The sequence below is a fragment of the Flavobacterium sp. LB2P53 genome (genome assembly GCF_003970305.1).
Classification (GTDB): domain Bacteria; phylum Bacteroidota; class Bacteroidia; order Flavobacteriales; family Flavobacteriaceae; genus Flavobacterium.
Genome location: NZ_RYDG01000001.1, coordinates 487,714 through 502,467 on the forward strand (window position 1 = coordinate 487,714; position 14,754 = coordinate 502,467).

Below are 14,754 nucleotides of genomic sequence, written 5' to 3' on the forward strand. Positions count from 1 at the left end.
CGCCCGACAAGAGCCCTTTTTAATTGGGTTACGAAAACGTAATAGTGTTGAAAACTTTTTGTTTTATTTAAATTTTAACCCGTTTAATTACCATTTGTAAAATTAAATTTTATCTTTATTACGAAATAAAATTTTACTCCCTCTCCACATGAAAAGGAAAATAACGCTTAAACAAATTGCCAAAGAATTAGACGTTTCTATTTCTACCGTTTCTAAGTCATTACGGAACAGTCCAGAAATAGGCGAGGAAACCAGACTTAAAGTACAAGCTTTCGCCAAATTTTACAATTACAAACCCAATAATATTGCGCTGAGCCTAAAAAACAGAAAAACAAAAACCATTGGAATTATCATCCCGGAAATTGTGCATCATTTCTTCTCCACGGTCATCAATGGAATTGAACAAGTGGCCAATGAAAACGGATATAGCGTACTCATTTGCCTCTCAGACGATTCCTTTGATAAAGAAGTCCTGAATATGGAAATGCTCGCTAACGGCAGTATTGACGGATTCATTATGTCACTGTCTAAAGAAACCCAATTCAAAGGCGATTTTCACCACATTACAGAAGTCATCAATCAGGGAATGCCTGTAGTCATGTTTGACAGAGTTACGAACGATATCTTTTGCGATAAAGTCATTATAGACGATCAATCTGCAGCCTATGAAGCCGTTCAGAGCTTGATTGATAAAGGACGGAAAAAAATCGCCTTAGTTACCACTGTTGATTATGTGAGTGTGGGTAAACTTCGCACAGATGGTTATATCAAAGCATTACTGGACAATGACATCCCCTTCAATGAAAATCTTATTATCAAAATTGAAGATGTTGATACCTGCGAAATCACTATTGGAAAACTATTAGAAGACAAAGCCATTGATGCCGTCTTTGCTGTAAACGAACTTTTTGCAGTAACGATAATTAAAACCGCCAATAAAATAGGATTAAATGTCCCTAAAGACTTAGCCGTTATTGCCTTTACAGATGGTATCATTTCTAAATATTCTACACCTACTATTACTACTGTAAGTCAGAATGGTATCAAAATGGGAAATAAAGCGGCAAAAATGCTGATTGAAAGACTCGAATCTGAGGAAGATGAAGAAGATGAAAATTACAAAACTGAAGTAATTGAAACGCATCTGATAGAAAGAGAATCTACACATTAGATATTATACGTTTTCAGTTGCCTTCATAAAACTGCGACTGAAAACTGTGACTAATTTTTAAAACAGCTGTATTATATTCAGTACTACAACCTTGTAGTGAAAAATGTTTCTTTTTATTTGTATCTGAAAAACAAAAGTTTAAAATATATTTTTATATTTACCCCATCAAAGCCTCACTTTTACTTCGAAAATAAGACAAGTTTTGATAAGCATATCGCTTATCGTATTAATTTATAAATTACGATAATGGAAAAGCGTAGATTAAGTTTCTGGCAAATTTGGAACATGAGTTTCGGATTTCTGGGAATACAGATGGGTTTTGCACTGCAAAATGCTAATGCCAGCAGAATTCTTCAGATTTTTGGTGCTGATGTGCACGAACTATCCTGGTTTTGGATCATTGCCCCTTTGATGGGACTTATTGTACAGCCCATCATAGGCCATTACAGTGATAAAACGTGGGGGAAATTTGGAAGACGAAAACCATTCTTTTTAGTGGGTGCTTTGTTAGCCTCCATTGGTTTAATATTAATGCCGCAAGCCGAAATTTTCATTGCTCTTTTGCCTGCCTTATGGGTAGGTGCCGGAATGTTGATGATTATGGATGCCTCTTTCAATATTGCTATGGAACCTTTCAGGGCTTTAGTAGGCGACAATTTAAGAACGGATCAAAGAACACTTGGATTTAGCGTACAAACCGCCTTAATTGGTTTCGGTGCCGTGATTGGTTCTTGGCTGCCTTATGTTTTGACGAATTGGTTTGGCGTTTCCAATAGAGATGAGGATGGCGGTGTTCCCATGCATTTGATTTTATCTTTTGTAATTGGAGCTGTTATACTTATAGGTTCTATCCTGGTTTCCATTTTTTCTACCAAAGAATATTCTCCGGAAGAGCTAGCCCAATTTGAAGACGAAATGGCGCATCAGAAAACCAAAGTGGCTGATGCCAATGCTAAAGAATCCAGCGTACTGGACATTTTTGATGATTTCAGAAAAATGCCTACCACGATGCGGCAATTGAGTTGGGTACAATTTTTCTCTTGGTTTGGTTTGTTTGGAATGTGGGTTTTTACCACTCCGGCCATAGCCCATCATATTTATGGTTTACCTATTTCGGACAGCAAAAGTGAGGCGTATCAAAATGCAGGAGACTGGGTTGGCGTGTTGTTTGGTATTTACAATTTGGTTTCTGCTTTCTATGCTTTTGCGTTGCCTTATATCGCAAAAAAGATCGGAAGAAAATTAACCCATTCCCTATCCCTTATTATTGGTGGCCTTGGATTAATTTCGATCTATTTTGTCCCTAACGAAAACTGGCTTATTCTTTCTATGGTTGCAGTGGGTATCGCTTGGGCTAGTATTCTATCTATGCCGTATGCCATATTAGCCGGATCAATCTCCCCAATGAAAATGGGAGTTTACATGGGTATTTTCAACTTCTTTGTCGTTATTCCCCAAATTATCAATGCCTTAATTGGCGGACCATTAGTTAAATATGTATACCATGACAATGCCATATTTGCATTAGTCACTAGTGGTGTCAGCTTTTTGATTGCTGCTATTTTAGTAGTTAAAGTACAAGATGTTGATGACCTAATAAAACAATAATCAATGAATACAAAAGCATTTATATTCGACCTAGACGGAGTGATTGTAGACACGGCTAAATACCATTATTTAGCGTGGCAAAAAATTGCAAATGAATTAAATATCGAATTTACACTGGAACACAACGAATTACTAAAAGGAGTCAGCCGGGTGCGCTCTTTGGATATTATATTAGACCTAGGAAAAGTAACCGCCTCACAAGAAGACAAAGACCAATGGTTAGTCCAAAAAAACGAGGAATACTTATCTTATTTAGTGGATATGAATGAAAGTGAGATTCTTCCGGGAGTTTTTGAAATTTTAAAATTTTTAAAACAAAACGACCAACCCATCGCATTGGGTTCAGCCAGTAAAAACGCCAGACCCATTCTGGAAAAAACAGGACTACTCTCTTATTTTGACGCTGTTGTAGACGGAAATGATGTGACCAATGCGAAACCCGATCCGGAAGTATTCTTAATGGCCGCAAAATTATTAAAAATAAAACCAGAAGATTCAATTGTTTTTGAAGATTCAGTCGCAGGAGTTCAAGCGGCGAATATTGGTAATATGACCAGCATAGGAATTGGGGAAGCAACTACTTTGCACGAAGCAAAATACATCTTCAACGATTTTACAGCTATCGATACCCAATTCATAGAAGAATTAATTAACAAATAACGAAACAAATTCAAAAAAGTAAAAAGGATAATATTATTTGTGCATCACAATAATTTTTAATCTTTGAATTTTTAAATTATAAAAAATGAATCAAGATTATATAAAACCAGACAATTGGTCTATCATAGAAGAAGGATTTGATGCCGAGTGTGTAAAATCATCTGAAAGTTTGTTCAGCATTGGCAACGGTGCTATGGGACAACGGGCTAATTTTGAAGAAAATTATACTGGTGAAACATTTCAGGGAAGTTATATTGCGGGAATTTATTATCCGGATAAAACCAAAGTGGGCTGGTGGAAAAACGGGTATCCAGAATACTTTGCTAAAGTTTTGAATGCACCAAACTGGATTGGAATTGATATTGAAATCAATGGAGAAAAATTAGATTTGAATACCTGTGCTGAAGTCAAAAACTTTCGTCGGGAGCTGAACATGAAAGAAGGTTGGTACCACCGCTCTTTTGAAGCCACTTTAAAAAACGGAACCGAAATCGCAGTTAGTATTCGTCGTTTTCTTTCAATCGTGTTGGATGAAGTTGGGGTTATCAATTATGAAATTACCCCTTTGAACAAAGATTCAAAAATCGTTTACAAACCTTACATTGATGCTGGTGTAACCAATGAAGATGCGAACTGGGAAGAAAAATTCTGGGAACCGCTTGATGTAAAAAAATCAGGAAATGAAGCTTTTGTAACGGCACAAACCTTCAAAACACATTTCAAAGTAACCACTTTCATGCAAAATAGCATTTTTACTAGTGGTGAAAAAATGGGAATTTCTCCTTCTAATATTGATGCAACTGCTGATAAAATTCAGTTTAGTTATGATGTAATTGTGGGACAGGGTCAAAAATCATCGATCCAAAAAATTGGCGGGTATACGGTTTCCTTAAACCATGAAAATACCATTACTGCTGCCGAAAAAGTGATTCAATCCGCTTTAGCAGTAGGCTATGACCAAATGTTGCAGGACCAGATTGATGCTTGGGCAAAAATTTGGGAAATGTCAGACATTACAATTGATGGCGATGTCAAAGCACAACAAGGAATTCGTTTCAATATTTTCCAATTAAACCAAACCTATTTAGGCAAAGATTCCCGATTGAATATTGGTCCAAAAGGTTTCACCGGAGAGAAATACGGAGGTTCTACCTATTGGGATACGGAAGCGTACTGCATTCCGTTTTACATGGCGACCAAAGATCAGGAAGTGGCTCGGAATTTATTGACGTACCGTTACAATCAATTGGATAAAGCCATTGAAAACGCTACTAAATTAGGATTTACTAACGGAGCAGCTTTGTATCCAATGGTGACGATGAACGGCGAGGAATGTCATAACGAATGGGAAATTACTTTTGAAGAAATTCATAGAAACGGAGCTATCGCTTATGCCATTTATAACTTTTACAGATACACTGGCGATTACAGTTATATTCCTGAAAAAGGACTAGAAGTATTAATAGGAATTGCTCGTTTCTGGCATCAAAGAGCGAATTTTTCGACTAATTTAAACCAATATGTAATTCTTGGCGTTACGGGTCCAAACGAATATGAGAACAACGTAAACAATAATTTTTACACCAATTATATTGCAAAATGGTGTCTGGAATATACCTACGAACAAATTCAGAAAGTATCGCTGGAATATCCTTCGGATCACAAAAGAATTACAGAAAAGGTAAAAATCTCCGATTCCGAATTACAGTCTTGGAAAAAAATTTCGGACAATATGTACTTCCCTTTTTCGGAAGAACATAATGTGTACTTGCAACAAGACGGTTTCTTGGACAAAGAATTGGTTCGTGTAGTTGATTTGGATAAAAGCCAAAGACCCATCAATCAGAAATGGTCTTGGGATAGAATTTTGCGTTCGCCATACATCAAACAAGCCGATGTTTTACAGTGTTTTTATTTCTTTGAAGATCATTTTTCGAAAGAAGAACTGAAAAACAATTTTGAATTTTATGAATCCTTAACGGTTCATGAGAGCTCCCTTTCGCCCTGCGTACACTCGATTCAAGCCGCTTTATTAGACAAAATGGACATGGCGTACTCGTTCTATTTGAGAACGTCACGTCTGGATCTTGATGATTACAATAAAGAGGTCGAAGAAGGGTGCCATATAACCTCAATGGCCGGAACCTGGATGAGTATCGTAGAAGGTTTTGGCGGAATGAGAGTTAAAGATGATACGCTTCATTTTTCTCCAAAAATCCCAAAACAATGGAAAGGCTATTCGTTTAAAATCAACTTTAGAAATCAAATTCTGAAAGTAGCGATCGATCATAAAGAGACTTTATTTACAATTCTTGGAGATAAAGAATTGGAAATTGTGGTAAATGGCAAGACTCTTGTGGTCACTACTGAAAATTTAGTCTCCGTAAACTAACATTTGCTAGAACTTGTAGTTAATTCTATCATTTGAACCCAAGCCTTGCTAGGCTTACTGACAATCCCAATATCTATTGGGATTGTTCGATTGAAAACTACTCTTAAATAAAAAAAGAATGGCCTCTAAAATGCTGAAAATAGTTCTTTTCAAACATGAATCCGTTTTATTTGAAGCCAACACAACATTAAATAGCACTAAAAAATACATACAATGAAGAAAACAGATCAATTTCCGTTCTTAAACAGAAGCTTTCTAAAAAAAATAACTTTATTCCTTTTTTTTATGTCAATAACTGTACATGCGCAAATCGACAAAGTGGAACCGCCTTTTTGGTATGCAGGAATGCAGAATCCAGAGCTGCAAATTCTTTTTTATGGCAAAGGCATTGCTCAAAACCAAGTAACGGTTTCTGATGGCATAAAAATAACCGACGTAAAAAGAACGGAAAATCCCAACTACCTATTTGTTACCATTGACACAAAAAAAGTGGTGGCATCAGATCTGATTTTTACCTTTAAAAACAAAAGTAAAGAAACCTTTACACAAAAATACAGCCTTAAGAAAAGAAGAGAAAACTCAGCACAACGCAAAAGCTTTGACGCTTCGGATATGATGTATTTGTTGATGCCAGATCGCTTTGCCAACGGAAACAGAAACAACGATAGTGAAAATTCAACCCAAGAAAAATACAATAGAGAATTACCCGGAGGAAGACACGGTGGCGATATTGAAGGGATTATAAAAAATCTGGATTACATAGCAGAACTAGGTGCAACAACAATTTGGAGTACACCACTGTGCGAGGATAATGACGCTGCTTTTTCGTATCACACCTACGGACAATCTGATGTGTATAAAATAGATCCCCGTTACGGAACCAATGAAGATTATGTTCGATTGGCTGCTGAAATGCACAAAAAAGACCTGAAACTGGTGATGGATTACGTGACGAATCACTGGGGAATTGAACATTGGATGATCATGGATTTACCCACAAAAGAATGGATCAATCAATTTGACACCTACACCCAAACAAATCATAAAAGAACAGTTATTCACGACACCAATGCCTCTGAAATTGATAAAAAAATCACGCTGGACGGTTGGTTTGTCCCATCGATGCCCGATTTAAATTTGAAGAATCCGTTGACTTTAAAATACTTGATTCAAAATGCCATTTGGTGGATAGAATATGCTGATTTAGATGGCTTCAGAGTCGACACCTACAATTATTCTGATCCAAAAGGAATTGCAAAATGGACCAAATCCATAACCGATGAATACCCCAATTTTAATATTGTAGGCGAAGTCTGGATGCAAAGTCAAGCGCAAATGGCGTATTGGCAAAAAGACAGTAAAATTGCAGCAATACAAAATTACAATTCATATCTGCCAAGTGTAATGGATTTTACATTATATGAAGCAGTCACTAAAGTTTTCAATGAAGATGACGGCTCTTGGGACAAAGGAATGGTAAAACTCTATGACAATTTTACCAATGATTTTCTGTATCCTAATGTCAATAATATGTTACTATTTGCAGAAAATCATGATACCAATCGCATCAATCAAACCTATGGGAACGATATCAGAAAATACAAAATGGCAATGACTTTGATGGCTACCGTTCGCGGGATTCCACAATTGTATTACGGAAGCGAAATAGGCATGGCCGGTGATAAAAACAAAGGTGATGCAGCTATTCGTCTTGATTTTCCAGGCGGTTGGGAAGGCGATAAAAACAATGCTTTTACGAAGGAAGGACGAACTCCGGAGCAAAACCACTATTTTGATTTTACCGCCAAATTGTTCCAATGGAGAAAAACAAAAGCAGTGGTTCATTTTGGAAAAACAACCCATTATATTCCGGAAAATAATATCTATGCTTATTTTAGATACAATGCAAATGAAACGGTAATGGTTTTAATGAACAACAGCAACGAAACCAAGACGGTAAACACACATCGTTTCAAAGAAAATATCAAAGACTTTAAAACTGGAAAAGATGTCATTTCTGAACTCACCTTTGACGTGACGAACGAAATTATAATCGAACCTAAATCTGTTTTGATTTTAGAACTGAAGTAATTCACACTCTAAAATACAAGAATCCGGAGAACTACTGAAAAAAATACCAGATACTGACTGCTGCTCCTTGAAAAAGAAGCTCCAGCAAAAAAATAATTATTCAATTTAAAAAAAAATGAAAAAAAAATCTTTACTATTAATTCTATCCGTGCTCGCTTTTTGCGTGAGTTGTTCCGGTACCAAACCTGTTACGGAAAACAACACTCCAATAAAAAAGACAAAAAAAACTCCTTTTGTCTGGGAAGGTGCTAATGTCTATTTCCTTATGACAGATCGCTTTAATAATGGTGATCGTTCCAATGACATTACTTTAAACAGAACTAAAACTACAGGAAAACTTCGTGGTTTTGAAGGAGGAGATATCAAAGGAATTACTAAAAAAATTGAAGAAGGTTATTTTGACAAACTAGGGATAAATGCCATTTGGTTTACTCCTGTAGTGGAACAAATTCATGACGCTGTAGATGAGGGCACTGGATTGAGTTATGGCTATCATGGCTATTGGGCCAAAGATTGGACGGCATTAGATCCCAATTTTGGAACTAAAAAAGAGTTAGCTGAATTAGTAAAAAAAGCGCATGCACGAGGAATCAGAATCATTCTTGACGGCGTCATTAATCACACCGGTCCTGTGACTGAAATAGATACTGTTTGGCCAAATTACTGGGTTCGTACCAATCCGGTTTGTGATTATAAAAATTATCAAAATACAACAACCTGCACTTTGGTGGCCAATCTTCCAGACATCAGAACTGAAAGCACCCAGAATGTAGACTTACCTCCTTTTCTTGTCGAAAAATGGAAAAAAGAAGGTCGATACGAACAGGAAATGAATGAGTTAGATGCTTTTTTTTCTCGGACAGGCTATCCTAAAACTCCAAAATATTACATCATAAAATGGCTGACAGACTACGTTGCTGATTATGGGATAGACGGCTACAGAGGAGATACCGTAAAACATACAGACGAAACCGTCTGGGCAGATTTCAAAACGCAATGTGACTATTCATTTGAGACTTGGAAGAAAAAAAACCCTACAAAAGTACTGGATAACAACTCCTTTTACACCATTGCCGAAGTCTATAATTATGGTATCAGCGGCGGACAAGATTTTGATTTTGGAGATAAAAAAATAAACTATTTTAAAAATGGTTTCAACAATATGATCAATTTTGAGTTCAAATGGGACGCCCAAAAAGACTATGAATTCATATTCTCAAAATACTCGGACAAGCTCAACACCGATTTAAAAGGATACAGTGTTTTAAACTATTTATCCTCACATGATGACGGCGCTCCATTTGATGCAAAACGCACCAAAAGCATCGAAGCCGGTACAAAATTATTGTTGAGTCCGGGACTTTCTCAAGTATATTATGGTGATGAGAGTGCACGTCCCTTAGTAATTGAAGGTACAAACGGCGATGCTACCTTACGCTCCTTTATGAACTGGAAAGACATAAAATCCAATCCTGAAACTAAAAAAATACTGACACACTGGAGAAAATTAGGAAAGTTCAGAAAGAACCATCCTGCTGTGGGAGCTGGAATTCACACCATGATTTCGGACACGCCCTACACATTTTCAAGAACATACACTAAAGGAACTTTCACAGACAAAATAGTGGTTGGTCTGGATCTCTCTACTGGCAAAAAAGAAATTATTGTAGCCCCTATTTTTGAAGATGGATCTAGAGTAAGAGATGCCTATTCCGGAAAAGAAGCCAAAGTTTCAAAAGGAAAAGTGACTATTCGAACCGACTTTGATATTGTTTTATTAGAAATGCGAATCAAGGGTTAAGAAGATAGATGTTCTTTTGGAGATAAAATTTATCAAAACAAAGAATTTTTATCTGATTTTGAAAAAGAAAAAAACGCTGTAATGTTCACACCCGTTAAAGCAGTAAAAAAAGAATCTCAAGAAATTAGAAATAGAGATAAAGTTTCAAACGACTTGTATTCAACAGCAGTATCAAGAATTAGACAACCTATTGAATCCCTTTTTAATTGGTTGATTGAAAAAACCAATATTCAAAGAGCATGCAAAGTTAGATCCACAAAAAGATTATTAGGGCAGCTGTTTGGCAAGATAGCAGCTGCCTTTATAAACTTAATATTTTAACCCTTGATTCGCATTTGTAATTAATTATAAACCCGAAGCACATTTCCATTGACTTGAACGCGATACTGCTTCATAGGATATTGTAAAGTTCCTTGTCCGGTAAATAAACTGTATTCTTTACCGTCGCATCCGCAAACGGCATTTATCCCATTTATGGTCATGGTAGAACAAGAACTCATCGCTTGATTGGGACAAGCGGCATCAAAAGCATTGTAACCACTGCCTGTATTGAAAACAATAACACCTCGAGCGCCTATTCCGCATACATAAACCGCATTACTAACGAATTTAAGATTAGAGTATTCCGGCAAATTCAGGTTCAGGTCTACGGCGAAAGTATAATTAGGCACAAATGGATTGGTGTTGTCAAAACCAGAATCACTACACGAAAAAAATAAAGGAATAACAACGAAGAGCAGCAGAATTTTTTTCATTTTAAAATAGTGTCGAAGTATTAGTGAAACAAATTTAATTTATTTAACTTTGAATTATATATGATTAACATATATTTATCGACGAAAAAAAAATAATAATATCTTTGTGGAAAGAAATCCCGTCCTGATGGGATTTTTTCTATTTATATAAATGAAGAATTTATGAGTACAGTATCGTATTACACAGCAGAAGGCTTAAAAAAATTAAGAGAAGAATTAGATTATTTAAAAAGCGTAATGCGCCCAAAAGCATCGGCTGATATAGCTGAAGCACGAGATAAAGGTGATCTTTCTGAGAATGCAGAATACGATGCCGCAAAAGAAGCACAAGGGATGCTGGAAATGCGTATTGCCAAAATGGAAGAAATACATTCTAACGCCAGATTGATTGATGAAACCCATCTGGATGTTTCTAAAGTATTGGTATTATCCAATGTAAAAATCAAAAACCAAACGAACGGAATGGAAATGACTTATACATTAGTTGCCGAAAGTGAAGCCGATTTAAAAACAGGTAAAATCTCGGTAACCTCACCTATTGGAAAAGGTTTGTTAGGAAAATCAGTTGGAGAATTTGCTGAGATCACGGTTCCAAACGGTGTGTTGAAATTCGAAATTTTAGAAATATCTCGCGACTAATTAAAGGTTTATTCGGTTAACCGATTAATCGATTCAACAATTAACCAATTTCACAATGTCAAGTATATTTACCAAAATTATAAACGGAGAAATTCCGTGCTACAAGATTGCTGAAGATGTAAATTTCTTGGCTTTTTTGGATGTAAATCCAAATGCAAAAGGACACACACTTTGTATTCCGAAACAAGAAATTGATAAGATTTTTGAGATGGAAGATAATTTATATATTGGACTGATGCAGTTTTCTAAAAAAATCGCAGTTGCGCTTGAAAAAACGGTTCCGTGTAAACGAATCGGAATGGCAGTTGTAGGACTTGAAGTTCCTCATGCGCACGTTCACTTGATTCCATTGAATGAAATGGATGAAATGCGTTTTCAAAATAAAGTATCGCTGTCCAAAAATGAATTTGAAGCGTTGGCAGAAAGTATTAAAACCAATTTGTAAATTTGCACAAATAAAACAAATTGGTATGATTTTAGTTTAAAAGGGAATAGGTGAAAACCGATTCCCTTTTCTATTTTAGAGAACTTAAGTAAGTCGAAAGTTTAAAAGTCGTAAAGTCAAAAGAATTAACTTTAAGTAAAATAGCTTTAAATCAGATTGTTAAATAATTTTATCCTGATTTTAAAATACGACATTATACCATGGTTATTACTTACATTCGAGACTATGAAAAATATATTTTTGTTGCTTACCTTCTTTTTCTCCTTTATGAGTGTTGGACAGGTCAATCCCGGATATCTATTGGTTGATGCTAAAACGGCAGCTATTCCAGCTAATTCAACTACATCTACTGAAGCTATTGCCAATTATATCAATGCTAATTTTAAAACAGAAACCGATAAAATAAGAGCTGATTTCTATTGGACCGCATCTAACATCAGCTATGATGTTGCGAATAGGTATGCCGTAAATTCCCATGAAACGGGAGCTGAGAAAATCACGAAGACATTAAAAACTAAAAAAGGGGTTTGCATTCATTATGCAACGGTTTTTAATGCGCTTGTGCAAAAGATAGGAATCCAATCCTATATCATTGAAGGATATACCAAACAAAACGGAAAAGTAAGTGACTTGGCTCATGCTTGGACAGCAGCTGAAATTGACAAAAAGCGGTTGTATTGTTGAATGATTTTATACACTATCGAAACAATAAGTTTAAGCCTTCTTTTTCAGATACTGAAATTAGCCGTATGATTGAAATTCCGAGAATGAAACTGGTAAAGTGTCAAAACGATATGTATATCGTGGGTTCCGTTGGTAATCAAAACGTTTCTAATGTCACATCGATTAAAAAATCAATTGGAGCCTCTTTGGCGCAAGCCGAAGAGCACGCATTGTTTGTTAAAAATTATTTGAGTAAGTCCAAAATAGTCAGAAAAACAATGTTTTCTAAAGTTACATAGTTTGGAGTTCCGTTACGCTAGGTTGTTTTTTTTAAAACTCACCTGCATAGTGGTTCCTTTTCCAATTTCGGAGTTCAGTACTTTGATGGTTCCTTTGTGGTATTCTTCCACGATTCTTTTGGTTAGTGAAAGTCCCAATCCCCATCCGCGTTTTTTAGTGGTAAATCCAGGTTCGAAAATGGTTTTAAATTGTTGTTTGTGAATTCCGCCGCCAGTATCAGAAACATTTATTTTTACATAATCCCCTTCTTGTTCAATTTCTAAAGCTAATTTTCCTTTTCCTTTCATTGCATCGATGGCGTTTTTTACTAAATTCTCGATGGCCCAACTGTGCAGCGTAGGATTAAGAGATACCATAATAGGAGTTTTTGGCGCTTGGAACGAAAACTCAATTTGTTTGGAGAATCGGGATTGCAAATAGTCGTAAGATTGTTGTGTTTCGGCTACAATATCTTTGTTTTCTAATTTGGGTTCCGATCCTATTTTCGAGAAACGATCGGTTATGGTTTGCAAACGCTCAATATCTTTTTCAATTTCGAAAGTAGTACTTTCATCCATGTTTTCAGATTTCAGGAGTTCAACCCAGCCTATCAGTGACGAGAGCGGCGTTCCTATCTGGTGAGCAGTTTCTTTAGCCATTCCTGCCCAAAGTTTGTTTTGTGTTGCCATTTTGGTGCTTCTATAAAAATTATAAACTAAACCGCCAAAAAGCACTATGATCAGCACTAAAGCAACGGGATAATATTTCAATTTATTCAGTAAAGCCGAGTTGCCGTAATATAATTTTTGAAATTTCCCAGGGACATACTCAATGACTATGGGCACGTTTTCGTTTTTTAAGTTCTGCAAGAATGCGACTGCCTTTGAATTATTTTTTACAATAGCGTCGTCAATATTTACGGTGTTTATGATGCTGTCATTCTCTGTCAGTATAATAGGAATTGAAGTGTTGTCACTGAAAATTTGCAGCGGAAGATCAACATCTGTATTTTCATTGGCATTAATGAGTGTTTTTTGGGCTTGTGCCCAAAGATTCATTTTTAATCGTTCTTCGTTTTTGAAGATTTGAAAAAAAGTGTATGTGTTCCAAAGAATCAGTGAAATGATTAAAAAAGAGGCAGAAATTATAATCCAACGGGTTGTATTTCTTCTTTCAGAAAACTGCATAAATGAAAATTTGAATTATAAATATAACGAAATAAACGCTGTGGTATTTTAGTTTTAAAGAAAGATTTTTTTTTAGAGTAAATTCAGATGTAATTTTATTCTAATTGGATATACTCTTTCATAAACTGATCCGATTTGTTTACTTTTGTAGAGTACAGCTATAAAGTAAAAAATATGATTACGATTGATCCTAAAAGTATCGAAACGGCAAAATTACAAGGCTATTTGCAAAGTTCAGTTGGACCTAGACCTATTGCTTTTGCCAGTACTATGGATGCGGAAGGTAATGCTAATGTATCGCCTTTTAGTTTTTTTAATGTGTTCAGCGCCAATCCTCCAATCCTTATTTTTTCACCAGCAAGGCGCGTTCGTGATAATTCGATAAAACACACGTTGATCAATGCTGAAGCAACTCGGGAAGTAGTCATTAATGTGGTGAATTATGACATGGCACAACAGATTTCGCTGGCCAGTACAGAGTATGCTCATGGTGTGGATGAGTTTTTAAAATCAGGCTTGACTCCCATTGCTTCAGAGGTGGTGAAACCCTTTCGAGTAAAAGAATCACCGGTTCAATTTGAATGCAAAGTCACTCAGATTATTCCGCTGGGAACAGAAGGAGGTGCGGGGAATTTAGTACTGTGTGAAGTTGTTCGCATTCATATTGACGAGTCTGTTTTAGACGAAAATGGTGCGATTGATCAATATAAAATTGACTTGGTTTCCAGGTTAGGCAGCAATTGGTATTCCAGATCAAACCAAGGGCTTTTTGAAGTGCCAAAACCCTTGTCTACTTTAGGAATTGGAGTGGATGCCATTCCAAATTTTGTTAAAGAAAGTTCGGTTTTTAACGGAAATGATTTAGGGATGTTAGGGAATATAGAAGCCTTGCCCACAATGGAAGAAGTTAGTATATTTGTAAAACAGAATTTTGCTGTAAAAGGAGTTTTAAGTGCTGATGACCAGCAAAAAGTACACTTGGAGGCAAAAAAATACCTGAATGAGAATGATGTCTTATCGGCTTGGAAAGTACTTTTGGCAAAAAAATAATATAAATAACATT

The 14,754-nt window shown here is 36.0% G+C and carries 14 protein-coding genes; 12 read left to right on the top strand and 2 right to left on the bottom strand.

Annotated features, from left to right (window positions below):
* The first annotated feature begins 148 nt into the window (after positions 1 to 148).
* The 7 genes from EKL95_RS02150 to EKL95_RS02180 all read left to right on the top strand — a co-directional run bounded on the left by EKL95_RS02150 (position 149) and on the right by EKL95_RS02180 (position 10,044).
* Positions 149 to 1,171 carry a LacI family DNA-binding transcriptional regulator gene (locus EKL95_RS02150; RefSeq protein ID WP_126458351.1) on the top strand — a complete coding sequence of 341 codons (1,023 nt, stop codon included), beginning with the start codon at positions 149 to 151 and terminating at the stop codon, positions 1,169 to 1,171.
* Positions 1,172 to 1,417: 246 nt separating this feature from the next.
* A complete protein-coding gene (locus tag EKL95_RS02155) occupies positions 1,418 to 2,779 on the top strand; it encodes an MFS transporter (RefSeq protein ID WP_126458348.1) in 1,362 nt (453 codons plus the stop codon).
* Between the two features lie 3 nt (positions 2,780 to 2,782).
* Positions 2,783 to 3,439, top strand: a complete 657-nt coding sequence (gene pgmB, locus EKL95_RS02160; RefSeq protein ID WP_126458345.1) for a beta-phosphoglucomutase — start codon at positions 2,783 to 2,785, stop codon at positions 3,437 to 3,439.
* A gap of 85 nt (positions 3,440 to 3,524) precedes the next feature.
* Positions 3,525 to 5,831, top strand: coding sequence for a glycoside hydrolase family 65 protein (locus tag EKL95_RS02165; protein WP_126458343.1), 2,307 nt, complete (start codon positions 3,525 to 3,527; stop codon positions 5,829 to 5,831).
* 213 nt (positions 5,832 to 6,044) lie between these two features.
* Entirely contained in the window at positions 6,045 to 7,922 is a 1,878-nt protein-coding gene (locus EKL95_RS02170) for a glycoside hydrolase family 13 protein (RefSeq protein WP_126563427.1), read from the top strand.
* Positions 7,923 to 8,037: 115 nt separating this feature from the next.
* Positions 8,038 to 9,723: an alpha-amylase family glycosyl hydrolase gene (locus EKL95_RS02175; protein ID WP_126458338.1), complete on the top strand. Its 1,686-nt coding sequence runs from the start codon at positions 8,038 to 8,040 to the stop codon at positions 9,721 to 9,723.
* Between the two features lie 81 nt (positions 9,724 to 9,804).
* Entirely contained in the window at positions 9,805 to 10,044 is a 240-nt protein-coding gene (locus EKL95_RS02180) for a transposase (RefSeq protein WP_126563428.1), read from the top strand.
* Between the two features lie 20 nt (positions 10,045 to 10,064).
* On the opposite strand, the gene EKL95_RS02185 is transcribed toward EKL95_RS02180, so the two are convergent.
* Positions 10,065 to 10,478 (bottom strand): Rieske (2Fe-2S) protein, encoded by a 414-nt coding sequence (locus EKL95_RS02185; RefSeq protein WP_126563429.1) that lies wholly within the window; start codon positions 10,476 to 10,478, stop codon positions 10,065 to 10,067.
* 162 nt (positions 10,479 to 10,640) lie between these two features.
* Between EKL95_RS02185 and greA the strand changes: the two genes are divergently transcribed.
* The 4 genes from greA (at position 10,641) to EKL95_RS02205 (ending at position 12,524) form a co-directional block, all read left to right on the top strand.
* Entirely contained in the window at positions 10,641 to 11,117 is a 477-nt protein-coding gene (greA, locus tag EKL95_RS02190) for a transcription elongation factor GreA (protein ID WP_126458328.1), read from the top strand.
* A gap of 55 nt (positions 11,118 to 11,172) precedes the next feature.
* Positions 11,173 to 11,562: an HIT family protein gene (locus EKL95_RS02195; RefSeq protein ID WP_126563430.1), complete on the top strand. Its 390-nt coding sequence runs from the start codon at positions 11,173 to 11,175 to the stop codon at positions 11,560 to 11,562.
* A gap of 225 nt (positions 11,563 to 11,787) precedes the next feature.
* A complete protein-coding gene (locus tag EKL95_RS02200; protein WP_126563431.1) occupies positions 11,788 to 12,246 on the top strand; it encodes a transglutaminase-like domain-containing protein in 459 nt (152 codons plus the stop codon).
* A gap of 65 nt (positions 12,247 to 12,311) precedes the next feature.
* Positions 12,312 to 12,524, top strand: a complete 213-nt coding sequence (locus EKL95_RS02205; RefSeq protein ID WP_126458319.1) for a hypothetical protein — start codon at positions 12,312 to 12,314, stop codon at positions 12,522 to 12,524.
* 12 nt (positions 12,525 to 12,536) lie between these two features.
* Here the strand turns inward: EKL95_RS02205 and EKL95_RS02210 are convergent, their stop codons facing one another.
* Positions 12,537 to 13,691, bottom strand: coding sequence for a sensor histidine kinase (locus tag EKL95_RS02210; RefSeq protein ID WP_126458316.1), 1,155 nt, complete (start codon positions 13,689 to 13,691; stop codon positions 12,537 to 12,539).
* Positions 13,692 to 13,865: 174 nt separating this feature from the next.
* Between EKL95_RS02210 and EKL95_RS02215 the strand changes: the two genes are divergently transcribed.
* Positions 13,866 to 14,741 (top strand): flavin reductase family protein, encoded by an 876-nt coding sequence (locus EKL95_RS02215; RefSeq protein WP_126563432.1) that lies wholly within the window; start codon positions 13,866 to 13,868, stop codon positions 14,739 to 14,741.
* Positions 14,742 to 14,754 lie beyond the last annotated feature (13 nt).

What these genes read in the sequence shown, in the direction of transcription:
- EKL95_RS02150 (WP_126458351.1), top strand. Translation starts at nt 149, where the DNA reads ATGAAAAGGAAAATAACGCTTAAACAAATTGCCAAAGAATTAGACGTT.
- EKL95_RS02155 (WP_126458348.1), top strand. Translation starts at nt 1,418, where the DNA reads ATGGAAAAGCGTAGATTAAGTTTCTGGCAAATTTGGAACATGAGTTTC.
- pgmB (WP_126458345.1), top strand. Translation starts at nt 2,783, where the DNA reads ATGAATACAAAAGCATTTATATTCGACCTAGACGGAGTGATTGTAGAC.
- EKL95_RS02165 (WP_126458343.1), top strand. Translation starts at nt 3,525, where the DNA reads ATGAATCAAGATTATATAAAACCAGACAATTGGTCTATCATAGAAGAA.
- EKL95_RS02170 (WP_126563427.1), top strand. Translation starts at nt 6,045, where the DNA reads ATGAAGAAAACAGATCAATTTCCGTTCTTAAACAGAAGCTTTCTAAAA.
- EKL95_RS02175 (WP_126458338.1), top strand. Translation starts at nt 8,038, where the DNA reads ATGAAAAAAAAATCTTTACTATTAATTCTATCCGTGCTCGCTTTTTGC.
- EKL95_RS02180 (WP_126563428.1), top strand. Translation starts at nt 9,805, where the DNA reads ATGTTCACACCCGTTAAAGCAGTAAAAAAAGAATCTCAAGAAATTAGA.
- EKL95_RS02185 (WP_126563429.1), bottom strand. Translation starts at nt 10,478, where the DNA reads ATGAAAAAAATTCTGCTGCTCTTCGTTGTTATTCCTTTATTTTTTTCG.
- greA (WP_126458328.1), top strand. Translation starts at nt 10,641, where the DNA reads ATGAGTACAGTATCGTATTACACAGCAGAAGGCTTAAAAAAATTAAGA.
- EKL95_RS02195 (WP_126563430.1), top strand. Translation starts at nt 11,173, where the DNA reads ATGTCAAGTATATTTACCAAAATTATAAACGGAGAAATTCCGTGCTAC.
- EKL95_RS02200 (WP_126563431.1), top strand. Translation starts at nt 11,788, where the DNA reads ATGAAAAATATATTTTTGTTGCTTACCTTCTTTTTCTCCTTTATGAGT.
- EKL95_RS02205 (WP_126458319.1), top strand. Translation starts at nt 12,312, where the DNA reads ATGATTGAAATTCCGAGAATGAAACTGGTAAAGTGTCAAAACGATATG.
- EKL95_RS02210 (WP_126458316.1), bottom strand. Translation starts at nt 13,691, where the DNA reads ATGCAGTTTTCTGAAAGAAGAAATACAACCCGTTGGATTATAATTTCT.
- EKL95_RS02215 (WP_126563432.1), top strand. Translation starts at nt 13,866, where the DNA reads ATGATTACGATTGATCCTAAAAGTATCGAAACGGCAAAATTACAAGGC.